13 protein-coding genes are annotated in these 11,585 nt (G+C 33.7%); 5 read left to right on the top strand and 8 right to left on the bottom strand.

What is annotated here, in order from left to right:
- The 7 genes from ACN5L8_RS12455 to ACN5L8_RS12425 form a co-directional block, all read right to left on the bottom strand.
- On the bottom strand, positions 1-244 hold a 244-nt coding region (locus ACN5L8_RS12455), incomplete at its 3' end, for a hypothetical protein (protein WP_419173182.1).
- A complete protein-coding gene (locus ACN5L8_RS12450) occupies positions 241-1,647 on the bottom strand; it encodes a hypothetical protein (RefSeq protein WP_419173181.1) in 1,407 nt (468 codons plus the stop codon). The genes ACN5L8_RS12450 and ACN5L8_RS12455, both read right to left, overlap by 4 nt.
- Before the next feature lie 173 nt (positions 1,648-1,820).
- The gene (locus ACN5L8_RS12445) at positions 1,821-2,807 is read right to left on the bottom strand and encodes a hypothetical protein (protein WP_419173180.1); all 987 of its coding nucleotides are present in this window, start codon (positions 2,805-2,807) and stop codon (positions 1,821-1,823) included.
- The gene (locus tag ACN5L8_RS12440; RefSeq protein ID WP_419173179.1) at positions 2,804-3,652 is read right to left on the bottom strand and encodes a DUF4423 domain-containing protein; all 849 of its coding nucleotides are present in this window, start codon (positions 3,650-3,652) and stop codon (positions 2,804-2,806) included. The genes ACN5L8_RS12445 and ACN5L8_RS12440 overlap by 4 nt, the downstream gene beginning before the upstream one ends.
- 67 nt (positions 3,653-3,719) lie before the next feature.
- Positions 3,720-4,196 carry a hypothetical protein gene (locus tag ACN5L8_RS12435; RefSeq protein ID WP_419173178.1) on the bottom strand — a complete coding sequence of 159 codons (477 nt, stop codon included), beginning with the start codon at positions 4,194-4,196 and terminating at the stop codon, positions 3,720-3,722.
- Positions 4,197-4,469: 273 nt separating this feature from the next.
- Complete coding sequence (locus ACN5L8_RS12430) at positions 4,470-4,847, bottom strand: hypothetical protein (RefSeq protein ID WP_419173177.1); 378 nt, start codon at positions 4,845-4,847, stop codon at positions 4,470-4,472.
- A gap of 139 nt (positions 4,848-4,986) precedes the next feature.
- Positions 4,987-5,403 carry a CBS domain-containing protein gene (locus ACN5L8_RS12425; RefSeq protein WP_419173176.1) on the bottom strand — a complete coding sequence of 139 codons (417 nt, stop codon included), beginning with the start codon at positions 5,401-5,403 and terminating at the stop codon, positions 4,987-4,989.
- A 212-nt stretch (positions 5,404-5,615) separates the two neighbouring features.
- On the opposite strand from ACN5L8_RS12425, the gene ACN5L8_RS12420 reads away from it, so the two are divergent.
- The 5 genes from ACN5L8_RS12420 (at position 5,616) to ACN5L8_RS12400 (ending at position 10,208) form a co-directional block, all read left to right on the top strand.
- Positions 5,616-5,999 (top strand): response regulator, encoded by a 384-nt coding sequence (locus ACN5L8_RS12420; RefSeq protein WP_419173175.1) that lies wholly within the window; start codon positions 5,616-5,618, stop codon positions 5,997-5,999.
- A 163-nt stretch (positions 6,000-6,162) separates the two neighbouring features.
- Positions 6,163-6,528, top strand: a complete 366-nt coding sequence (locus ACN5L8_RS12415) for a response regulator (RefSeq protein ID WP_419173174.1) — start codon at positions 6,163-6,165, stop codon at positions 6,526-6,528.
- Between the two features lie 26 nt (positions 6,529-6,554).
- Positions 6,555-6,728, top strand: a complete 174-nt coding sequence (locus ACN5L8_RS12410; protein WP_419173173.1) for a hypothetical protein — start codon at positions 6,555-6,557, stop codon at positions 6,726-6,728.
- 195 nt (positions 6,729-6,923) lie between these two features.
- Positions 6,924-9,554 carry an ATP-binding protein gene (locus ACN5L8_RS12405; protein ID WP_419173172.1) on the top strand — a complete coding sequence of 877 codons (2,631 nt, stop codon included), beginning with the start codon at positions 6,924-6,926 and terminating at the stop codon, positions 9,552-9,554.
- On the top strand, positions 9,555-10,208 hold the full coding sequence (locus ACN5L8_RS12400; RefSeq protein ID WP_419173171.1) for a response regulator: 654 nt from the start codon (positions 9,555-9,557) through the stop codon (positions 10,206-10,208).
- A gap of 4 nt (positions 10,209-10,212) precedes the next feature.
- Here the strand turns inward: ACN5L8_RS12400 and ACN5L8_RS12395 are convergent, their stop codons facing one another.
- Positions 10,213-11,541 (bottom strand): MATE family efflux transporter, encoded by a 1,329-nt coding sequence (locus tag ACN5L8_RS12395; RefSeq protein ID WP_120405130.1) that lies wholly within the window; start codon positions 11,539-11,541, stop codon positions 10,213-10,215.
- Positions 11,542-11,585: the final 44 nt, after the last annotated feature.

Genomic DNA, 11,585 nt, shown 5'->3' with positions numbered 1-11,585 from the left:
CTAAAAGCTTATCATAAACGCGGCAAAGTTCTTTGGCCAACTCAGGAGACCATTCATCAACAAGCTCATCAGAGCTTTTACGAATAAGTGTTAAGAGATTATTATCCCCACTACCCTTTATCTCTTTTACGGCCCTTAGATCTTTTAAGTAAACTTCTTTCATATTTGAACCAAAACTTTGAAATGAAAAAAGCAGTACTGAAAAATATATAAAGAAATGTTTTAAGTAGACTTTTTTAATCATTGTGGAACCTCCTGCAGTTGTTCCTTATATGAATCTGGTATTTGATAATAAATAGCAATAGGCCTTCTAAGACCACCTACACGAGTAGGTTCATCATTGATAAAGTCACTAATGTATTCATTTTCAGATGCTTTAATTTCAATATGTCCAGGGGCCCCTCGCCTCACTCCATCAACTGTTGTTTTACGATTTGAATTTATTTTTTCATAAACGATAATCGCACCAGGAGGAGCAGTCTCAGGAGTTAAGTGAGACATTTCAGGATAATCTAAAATATTCTCAAATCCATGGTCTTTTAGCCAGTTTCCACCCTCAACAGCATCATCGGCATTACGACTCCATGGATACTCCGAAAAGTTCGCATAACGCTCCCCTTCTTCACCTGGATAAGGATAGATCGCGTGTTTAACATATGCTGCACACTTTGCAATTGATCTGCCGGCAGGCTTTGAATTTGTGTATCCACTCCTATTACAAAGTTCACGTAGACATTTAGACGCATTATTTCTTATTCGAGTAATTGTATCTCGCATGCGAGGCTCTTGAGTTGCATTTGATATGGCCTCCTCTAATATGTTTCGATTATGCAATCTTACCGCCTCTTGTCTTTCTTCCAGCTCTTTTGCATATTGAACGGCCTTTTCCCCAAGCCCACTTGTAATTCGATCCAATTCATCTTGGTTAAAAGGGGTAATAATCTCTGGTAGATAAGATAATAAGTTTTCCTGATTAGAACATTGAACTACGACTTCAGATGTTGTTTCTAAAATTTCGGAAAGTCTATCACAGTATTCAAATGGAGTGTCTTGGACTTCACAAGAGCGAAGTGTTTCAAGTGTTATAGCTAGGTATTGACTAAGCTTGTGCGGATTATTAATCAAAGAATTTACATGCTTTTCTAAGTCTCCAGCTCTGGCCAAGAAGTCATCAATACAAGAACTAGTTGAAAGATTAGGATCAGAATCATCTGTTGTTGTACAAATACCTTTTCCATCATCACCAGGGCCAAAGATTAAAGGGTTACAGCGAAAGAGATTTGCACCGCCACAAGAGTTACGATACTTTTCTCCAAATACTTCAAGTTCCGTATTATTTCGAACAGAGCGAGACCAAGGTGCCTGGCATTTCGTATTTTTTATTGTGGTCATCCAGCCGCCGAAATGACAGTAGATTGTTGGATCATCCATTGAAGCGTAAGCATTATTTAGAAAACTTTCTAATAGAAAGAACGAATTATTTGTTAAATATACATTAATCTTTTTTTGTTCGTAGTCAGTTTTCTTTGCTTGCTGATCAAGAGAGTTTAGTAGGTTTAAATGTAAATCCTTTCGATCGCTAGAACTTAATTTAGAATAAGCAATACTTAGTCTCTCTTGTGTCCATTGAAAACTATTCGCTGACACTAGAAAATTAAAATTAAGGAATAAAAATATAAGAACAATGTTCTTAATGACTTTTCTCACATCTCCCCCACGAAATACCTCTATAGCTATTTCGGCTTATCGGTGAGAAAACTTTAGAAAAACACTATACTACCAATAAGTTAAAATAGAATAACTTATTGAAATAACTAACCTTATTCAATTAATATCGTATCTAATAAATAAGTGGCATTGGAGTTTAGCTGAATATGAGCCTCAAATATACGTTCTTCAATCCACGTCATTCCACGGCCATCAAAACATGTAATCGTAAGCCAGCCCTTAAAAGGGATTATATTTAAATTAGAATTATTCAGATATTCTCTACCCCAATGTATATTTTCAAGCTTCATACCAACAGGAAATAAACTTTCATCATCACATTGGATGTTTTTTCTAAAGTCAGGCGTCAGAGAAAATGACTTCTCTAAATAATACATCTGTACTGTTGAAAAAGTATAACCAGAAGAGAAATTTACAACATCAATTTTTAATTCTTTATTATTTTTTAATGTGTAACTTATCTGCTTCTTATTAAGATTCATGTTAGCACTTACTTTTGCCCCAAGATAATCTAAATAATGATGATCTTTAAATCCTGATAGGTGTCCTGTTTCATGAATTAGTAAAGTAACAATTTGGCCAAAATCAATCGCTGGAACATCTCTTTGATCAACTTCTTCATATAAAAGATCACTATTAATAAAGATTGGAGCATCATTTGTAAGTCCGGTAACTGCTAGGCGTACTTTATGCTCACCTTCTGTGTAAAATAACTTACCGCTATTCTCACCCGATAAGAATATTAACTTTTCGCTATCCTTAGAATTAATTCGTGCCGTTTTTAATATCTTTTGCAAATCAGACTCTTCTTTATTTGTTAATTCACAATCTAATGAAAGAAGACAGTCTTCAATATAAAGAGGCAAATTTAGAAGCGCATTTGTAAAGTCTTGCTCAACGACTCCGCCACCATTACCAACATAGTCTCCCATTCTGGCCATTAAGTCTGGAGTGACACTACCTCTGAGTCGGATTTCTTCAATCGTAGAGTCAAGATCTTTTAAGACACCATGGCCAAAAACCTGTGGAGCTAGGATTAAAATTGAAAAAATAAATTTATAGATAACTATTTTCATCATTGTAACTTACCTTTTTTCACTAAAGTATGTGGAAAAAACTGAATATTGAGCTGATAAATTGAGTCTGCATTCTTATCTTTTGCAAAAGTGTGATTAAATTCCTGACAAAACTCTATAATCTTATCCTTAGCTTTTGAAATATCATCATCGCTAATGGCCAGTGTTAAAGAGCTAATTTGCCTTAGGGCCATTTCTATTTCATCAATGGACTCATGCCCTCTTGAAATCATTTCCTTATGATGAGAGCGAATGGCAGAAGAAGGAATCGTATCTCCTGTAGAGTAACCCTTTGTCGGTTTTTTTAAATTGCCATCCTTATCTCTTGCAAGAACTCCCATCTTTACAAGCTGCTCAATTGAACTTTTAACTTTATTAGGTTGTATTTTTCCTCTTAGTTGATATGAAATCCAATCATAATCTTCTTTAAAGTCCTCTAAAAAGATGAGGTTTTTAATTGCGAAAAAATGCCACTCGGAGATATAAGAAAACTCATCTAAACTTATCCGATTAAACGACCCATGAGATTTGAGCTTATTTAAATATTGTAAAGTTTTCGAGCAGTCTTTGTTTTTTCGTTTTTCTTTTTCAAGCTGAACAAGTAATTGAAGGTATCTTGCTTCATCTTCCGAGAGATCCAAGTCGAAAGCAATCGATGCGATTAAGTCATGACTAGGTATCCGTTGTCCTTTTAGAACCATTGAGAGTATAGAAGATGACTTGTAGCCTAATCGAGCGGCCCATTGTTCGAGAGTCTTTGGACGTGATTTAAAGTGAGAAGCCGGCGAAACTACATAATTTAAGTAGTCTAAAAAATTATCAAAATTTAAAGCTGATATTTTTTCCATTACCGATTATCTTCTTTAAAAACACGAAAAGGGGGCAATAATGGCCCCCCTACAACACAATCACTTATTAGTTACAAGCTGGTACGCTGTAGTCTAACTCGCTAGTTCTATAAACGTTAGTTCCACCTCTTGAAGTGTACTCAACGTCTAGAGTTCCATCTAATTCATATGAACGATTTTCAATTCCGTATTGAAGACATTTACCTAGTACGCGGTCATCGCTATCTCTTGTGTATTCTCTTTCAAGACAAACTTTAACAGTATAGTTAATTGCAGTAGATAGAACACCTGTCTCAAAACCATTACATACGTAATCATAGTGTCCATCTGATTTTTTACCACTGTCTGCAACCCATACCTTTGAGTATCCAGTACAATATTTTACAGGAGATAATGTTCTTAGGTTTTCACCATCAGTACATACCTCAAGGATTGATCCAACATGACCTTGTGCTGAGAAAAATACTTCATCACCAATGATATTTCTTTGTGATGCAAAAGTGTTAGCAGTAAATAAAATTGCGAAAAGTGCGATAAGTTTCATAAATTCTCCCTAAAGATAGTTTGTTAATATCAAAAAGTTTTCTCTAAAAAAACTTCAATGTTAATTTGTTGAAAAGAATCTATGAATTTAAGAAAATGATGGCAAGCAAAATCTTCACAAAAACAAAAAAAGATTTTCACAAAAGAAGAAAAACCAATAATTACAGCATATTACAAGACAGGTATTCACATTTTGTGAAAAAATGAAGGATCAATTATAAGTAACTAATATTACAAAATCATGTGAAATGATGTGAAAAAGCAAGCTTGAGATTTATAAATCTCGCTTGCTCATTTCAATTAAAACAAGGCCAAGAGCAGACTGAATCTTAGACAATTGGGCCTCATACTTCTCTTTCATTTCTCCATGGCGTCCCATACTTCCAAAGGCACCTAAAAGTGTACTTTGAGAATCTTCAACACGGGACTTAAGATAAGAAAGTTTTGACTCTGAAGCGGCCATTAACTCTCTCTTTAAATGGATGAGTGTATTATCTGTACATAAAGAAGCATCATAAATAAGTGTATAAGCATCTAGTTTTGCTTTATTAAGATTAAGAACCTTCTCCTCAGACATATTATAAAAACAGCCATTTTGAGCAAAAGCACTTGTTGTTATAAATAATAAGCATAAAGTAATTAACTTTTTCATCGTTAAGCATCCTATTTTATTAATTTGACATGGATTATATCAATTATTGATCTAGGCGCACTTCTAATGAAAAAACAACAAGTGATGTAAAAATATTAAACAGGAAATTCGATATTGAAGGTTCCTCCTGAATAAATCATTATCGAATATCACTTCTTTGATACGCATCTGTGACAAAGATCTCGACTAAAGCATTTAAAGCATCAGTTACAGTAAAGATTCCGTAGACCCTTCCGTTTTCATCTAAAACGATTGCTGAACCGACTTTATTGCTTGAAAGTTGATAAGCAACTTCTCCGATATTATCCTCGCGATAAACACTCAGAACAGACTCATTCATGAAATCTTTGACACGAATATCTCCCTGCCAATCCTTCCCATACAATGCCATGACATCTCGCTCAGAGATAATGCCTATAATTTGATCACCATCACTAACGGGTAGATGTCTAATATTATTTTCTTTCATGATATTAAAGGCTTGATCTAATAATGCATTTTGTGAAATGACATGCATTATTGGAGTTGTAAATTCTTCGACTTTTATATTCTTCATTATGAGCTCCTTTTTCTATAACTAAATTCTACCACCCCGGAAATAGAATAAACTGAGCTGCATCAGAGAATTATACAAAATTAAGGAGTCCAAAAGGATGCTATATTCAATTATCTACTAACCCTCTAGAAATAAACGATATTTAAATTTAGTATCAAAAGAGCTGATAATGAATTTGTGTTTTAAATAGTAAAGCAATATAATCAACCTATATGAATACTGATAGAAAGAAAGTCATACTAGTTGCCGAAGACGAACCAATCTTAAATGAGATGTATGTTGAAGCATTTGAGTCACTTGGTTATAAAACAGTTGGTGTTTATGATGGCCATCAGGCTCTGGCCTTTGCAAAAGAAAATCAAGTAGACTTTCTAGTCACGGACTTAAAAATGCCAAAAATGGATGGAATAACTCTTATCGAAGAGCTTAGAAAAATTCACCCAGAAATTCCACCTGTTCTTATTATTACTGGCTTTATCGATGAAGCAAATACTTTAAGGGCCAAAGAGTTAGGCGCTCTTGATCTCATGACAAAACCATTTGATTTCGACAATGTCATTGGAAAAATTGAAAAGACTTTTGATCAAGCTAGCTAAATTTTTTCTTAAAAATATTAAATTTCTTATCTAAAGTCTTATCAAACTTTCATCTCTCTTAAGGCAAAATCTATAATTAGCTGATTTTTATCATGTTTCAAACGCAATGTTCTGTAACACACCATATGTTGCTCAAACTAAATAAATTCAATAAGATACATGTATGCTAGATAAAACAAAAAAGAAAGTTGTAATTGCTGAAGATGAAACAACATTGAATGAAATATATGTGGAGATCCTAGAAGATCTCGGCCATGAAGCAGTGGGTTTCGAAGATGGTGCAACAGCACTTGATTACATATTGAAAAATGAAGTTGATTTTGTTGTAAGTGACTTAAAGATGCCTATAATGGACGGCTTGACACTTTTAAAGGAGTTAAGAAAGAGGCATCCATCGCATCCTCCAGTGCTCATCATAACGGGTTATTTTAACCCACAAATTAGAAAGGATGCATTGAAATTTGGCGTTGTCGATCTCATTTCTAAGCCGTTTGATTTTGAAAAAATAAGTGAATACCTAGATCGTTAAAACTCACAGCTAAGCTGGAGGAGAATATGACAAAGCTCACTCCAATTTATAAGAAAGTAAGCAAGATTTTGAATGATCAAAATACTACAATAAAAGTATCTTCTTTTATCGTCACTTTAATTGCCTCATCAGTAATGTTTGGTTGGATAAAGAACATCCCTTCTTTGATTCAAGTGCAACCAAACTTTGTTCCAATGTAATTTAACACGGCCCTTTGCTTCATCTTATCTGCAGCAACTATTTACTTTATATCTTATAAGAAAAGAATAAAGAGCATATTAATTCAGCATATCTTTTCAACAATATTATTTTTGATTTCTTTCACAAGCCTTCTCCAATATTTAATTGGAACCAACTTAGGTATCGATGAGTTTTTTCTTGAACATTATATATTAGTGAAGTCAGCATTTCCTGGAAGAATGTCCCCTAACACGGCAACATGTTTTATTCTAATTTCGGCTTTATCCTTTGTTAGTTTATTTAGAGTTACAGAAAAAAGACTACTCGTTTTAAAATTGATCATCACATCAATTATTATTGCTTTATCTGCTACTTCGTTTCTTGGATATTTATTAGGAATTGATGTAACATTTGCTTGGCAAAATTATACGAGAATGGCCATTCATACATCTTTTCTTTTTCTTACCTTATCAAGTGGATTCTTTTACTATGTAATTAAAAGGCTTAGACATCGTAGCTACTTTAACTGGCTACCAATACCAACTGCATTAGTTATTTTAGTTTCATTTGTTATTGCGGCACAATTTATCAAACAAAATGAGGCCCAAACAATAGAGCAAACGATCATACACGACTCACAAGATCTTGAGAGTAAGGTATTAATCGTCATTGAAGAAAAGTTAAAAGCGATCGAAAGGCTCTCTCAACGACTTACATATACTGAAGGTGTTAATGAGCAGAGATGGGAAAAAGATGTTAAAGACTATTACGACGACTTTAAATATTTTGAACAATTAGAGCTTTACTTAAATGATCCTCCCAGAAGATTCTTCTACCCAAAGCGTGAGCTATCAATCAATTTAGACCAAAAGAGGGTCAAAGAATTAATACTTTATAATACATCACAAAGTCGCAAGCTCCTAATTAGCAATGTAGTTAAAAATAACAATAATGAATCTCTCGTCTACGTATCAACACCAGTTATATCTAATAATCAGTTAATTGGTATTCAAGTCATATCAACGAATATCAAAAAACTTTTCGATCAAGTTTTTGCTGACATAGATAAAGAAAAATTTCAGATTAGAGTTCTTGAAAACAACAGCCTTATTTATACTTCTTCGAATAAGAAAAATAAAAATGATAATATCGCTAGCTTCCTCTTAGATACAAATGGTGGAGAATGGAAAATCTCAATTTCACCAACTGATCAATATATTGCAAATCTTTCTTCATCAACAGCTGAGCTTGTCCTAATATTTGGTTCATTTATCTCATTACTTGGAGGACTGTTAATTTATAATTATCAAAATGTCGAATTAGCAAGAAAAGAGGCCCTCTACTCAGAAAAGATAAAGTCATCAATCCTAGCAAATATGAGTCATGAGATAAGAACTCCAATGAATGGAATTATTGGTATGGTGGATATACTATCAAAAGACTTAAAGAACAAACAGGACTTAAAGAAGGTGCAAATCATTAAGTCCTCTACTATGGCCTTAATGAAGACAATTAATGATATTCTTGACCTATCAAAGCTCGAATCAAACAAGCTTGAATTAAATGAAGAAGTTTTCAATTTTAAAGAATTAATAAGAGATGTAGTCACTTTATTTTCATTAGAGAGTGCAAAGAATAACACAACAATAAGCTATTCATTCTCAAATGAGATTCCGACTTGGTTTAAAGGTGACTCATATAGAATAAGACAAGTTCTAAATAATATCGTAAGTAACTCTGTTAAGTTTACTAAGAATGGAAAGGTTAAAATTATTACGGACTTTAAACCTAATGCTAATAACTCGACTAAAATTTCAGTACAAGTAATCGATACGGGTATTGGCATAAATAAGGAACAAATCCCTAAACTATTTGAAGATTATCAACAAGCTGAGCTAGGAACGACAAAGGACTTTGGTGGTACAGGACTTGGTCTATCAATAAGTAAAAGAATTATAAAACTCTTAAAAGGTAGTATTAATATTGAAAGTAACCCTGGAGAAGGTACTACTGTTAAGATCGAATTTGAATGTACTCCAAGTAATGTCCCTACTCACAATACAAGATTATTTATATCTGAAAGTTACAATACCCTTAACGTACTTGTCGTAGATGACAGCCAGATCCAACGAAAAATTTTAGAAGAGTACCTTAAGAGATTAGATATCAAAGCGTCACTCGCAAAAAATGGCCATGAAGCACTAGAAAGACTAGAACAAAAACGCTTTGATCTTGTCTTTATTGACTACCATATGCCAACCCTTGATGGGATTGAGACGGCCAAGCTTATTAATGAAAAGTATGGCCTAAAAGCTCCAAAAATAATCGCCCTTACTGGAAGTATTGAAGTATCAAAGAATAAAGATTTTAAAGATGTCGGTGTTGATTTAGTTCTCTCTAAACCAATAGATTTTGAAAGCTTGAAAGGTATTATTTCTGAAAATATTGTAACTAAGAACAATACGTATCAGAAATCAACAACGGAATATCCTTATCTAAACAAGCTCATTTCAAAAGAAGAATTACTACTAAAGTTTGATGGGGATAAACAATTACTAAAAGAATCAATCGATCTGCTACTTAGTAGCTCACCGATGTTAATTGAAAATATAGAAAGTGCTCTTGATGAAGAAGACTTTGAAAACTTAAGAATTAGTGCTCATTCTTATAGAAGTGCCATTGCAAACTTTCATATCGTACCAGCGATTAAATATGCTGAATTAATAGAAGATGCAGCACGATCACACAAACTCTACGAAGTAACGCAAAACTTAAAGAAGCTCAAAGAGGTATCACTTCTTTCACAAGAGAAATTGACAAAGATATCCACAGAACTAGGTGCATAAATGTATAAGATATTAATCATCGATGATGACGAGATTTCCACTCATATCCTTTCAACAAAGTTGAAAAAACTTCAATATACGGTGAGTGTTTATAATGACCCATCAATTGTCATGGAAGATATAAAAATAGTAAAAGATGCAGATATTGTATTATTAGATATCATGATGCCTAAGTTTTCAGGCTATGACGTACTAAAAGAGATACGTCAGTATTATAGCCAAAACAATATCCCAGTCATTATGGTGACTTCACAAAATACAACGTCAGAAATTGTTGATGCACTAACTTTAGGTGCAAATGATTATGTAAATAAGCCAATACAATTTGAAGTTCTTCTTTCTCGTATAGAAACACAAACAAAAGTCTTAGAACTACATAAGAAGGATATACACAATAAACAGATACAATTATTTCATGCGATTGTGGCAACTTACAATCACGAAATAAATAATCAATTAAATATCGCTCTAAATATTTCTAAGCTATTAAGAAAGGACTTAAAAGATAATAAAGCAATAAACAGACTAGATCATGCCATTGAAAAGATTGGCCAATTTGTAAATAAGATCGAAGAACTAAATCCAACGATAGACCACTCAATGAAAGATTATTTGAATGAAGCTAAAATGCTAAACCTCAATAATGAAGAATGATTTATTACTTCTCCCAAAGAAGCTCAAGTTCACCAATTCTTTTTACAAATAAATACGACAAGACACCTGAAGCCATCGTTAGGCCAATAGCAAGACCGGCCCATAACCCAGCAGCTTCCATTCCATGATAATAAGTAAGAAAGATTCCAGCAGGGATTCCAATTAACCAATAACCACAAAACGAATAAATCATAGGTAGCTTACTCATCCCCAATCCTCTTAAGATTCCCCACATGGTAATTTGTAGTCCATCAGGTATTTGAAAAAGGGCGACAAAGAAGAAAAGATTTGCACCGTAAGCAATAACCTCTTTATCTGTTGTGAAGAGACTCATTAATGTTTCAGGAAATAAGAAATAGAACATTGCCATACAAAGCATGTAAGCTTCGGCCATAAAAATACAACCATAAGAATAACTCTTAATCATATCCATATCTTTTCTTCCAAGTCCATATCCCACCTTAACACCAGCAGCTCCATTAATTGCCAGAGGAACCATAAATGTGAGTCCAGCTATATTTAGAACGATATTATGAGAAGCAGATGCTACGAGACTCATTCTCCCAATAAGAACAGTTACAGTTGAGAACATTAGAACTTCAATGAATGTTCCAAGACCTACAGGTATCCCCAGCCTAATTAACTCTTTAAATGACTTCTTATTAAAATGACTTTCAATTGGAAGAACTCGATATGCATAGACATAGAGAATGATCGCTAATACAAAGCGGGTAATAACAGTTGCAACGGCAGCGCCCTTAATTCCCATTTCAGGAATAGGACCAATTCCAAACATTAGACAGTAATTCATAATGAGATTTATAATATTCATCACTATAATTAAGACATTTGAAAAAATAGTTTTATCAAAGGCCTGAAGGTATTCTTTAATCATTTGAAAAACTAAGGCCGGGATAATGGAGATATTAACCCAAAGCAGATAGGTTTTAACGAGTGGAACTATTTCTTTATTAAGGCCAATTGCATCGACAAAATACGTAAAGATATAGAGTGCAAGACAAATAAGAGAGCCTAGGCCCAAGGCCAAAGTCATTCCACTTCCCCATACACCATTAGTATGAGGATTAGCATCCTCACCTCTCATTCTTGCAGTAACTGCACTTACAGAAAATAAAGCTGATACACCAATCATAACAAATGGGGCCAACATTCCAGATGCAACTCCAATAGAAGAAACAGCTGCAGTGGAATAGCGCCCGGCCACAAAGATATCTCCAACGTTAAATAACATTTGCCCAACCTGTCCGATGACAAGTGGGATAGTAAAGTAGATTAATTCTTTGAGTCGTTTTGATGTTGTTTCGATAACCATAATAGCTAGGAATATACCCTAATTTTTGAATTGATGGCATATAA

Origin of the sequence: Halobacteriovorax sp. (assembly GCF_048381875.1) — a bacterium.
Lineage (GTDB): Bacteria > Bdellovibrionota > Bacteriovoracia > Bacteriovoracales > Bacteriovoracaceae > Halobacteriovorax_A > Halobacteriovorax_A vibrionivorans.
Note: the sequence above shows the minus strand (reverse complement) of the source record. Positions and strands in the feature narration are given on the sequence as shown.

Coding starts and splice junctions, on each gene's coding strand:
- ACN5L8_RS12445 (WP_419173180.1), bottom strand. CDS start 2,807: ATGATGAAAATAGTTATCTATAAATTTATTTTTTCAATTTTAATCCTA.
- ACN5L8_RS12440 (WP_419173179.1), bottom strand. CDS start 3,652: ATGGAAAAAATATCAGCTTTAAATTTTGATAATTTTTTAGACTACTTA.
- ACN5L8_RS12435 (WP_419173178.1), bottom strand. CDS start 4,196: ATGAAACTTATCGCACTTTTCGCAATTTTATTTACTGCTAACACTTTT.
- ACN5L8_RS12430 (WP_419173177.1), bottom strand. CDS start 4,847: ATGAAAAAGTTAATTACTTTATGCTTATTATTTATAACAACAAGTGCT.
- ACN5L8_RS12425 (WP_419173176.1), bottom strand. CDS start 5,403: ATGAAGAATATAAAAGTCGAAGAATTTACAACTCCAATAATGCATGTC.
- ACN5L8_RS12420 (WP_419173175.1), top strand. CDS start 5,616: ATGAATACTGATAGAAAGAAAGTCATACTAGTTGCCGAAGACGAACCA.
- ACN5L8_RS12415 (WP_419173174.1), top strand. CDS start 6,163: ATGCTAGATAAAACAAAAAAGAAAGTTGTAATTGCTGAAGATGAAACA.
- ACN5L8_RS12410 (WP_419173173.1), top strand. CDS start 6,555: ATGACAAAGCTCACTCCAATTTATAAGAAAGTAAGCAAGATTTTGAAT.
- ACN5L8_RS12400 (WP_419173171.1), top strand. CDS start 9,555: ATGTATAAGATATTAATCATCGATGATGACGAGATTTCCACTCATATC.
- ACN5L8_RS12395 (WP_120405130.1), bottom strand. CDS start 11,541: ATGGTTATCGAAACAACATCAAAACGACTCAAAGAATTAATCTACTTT.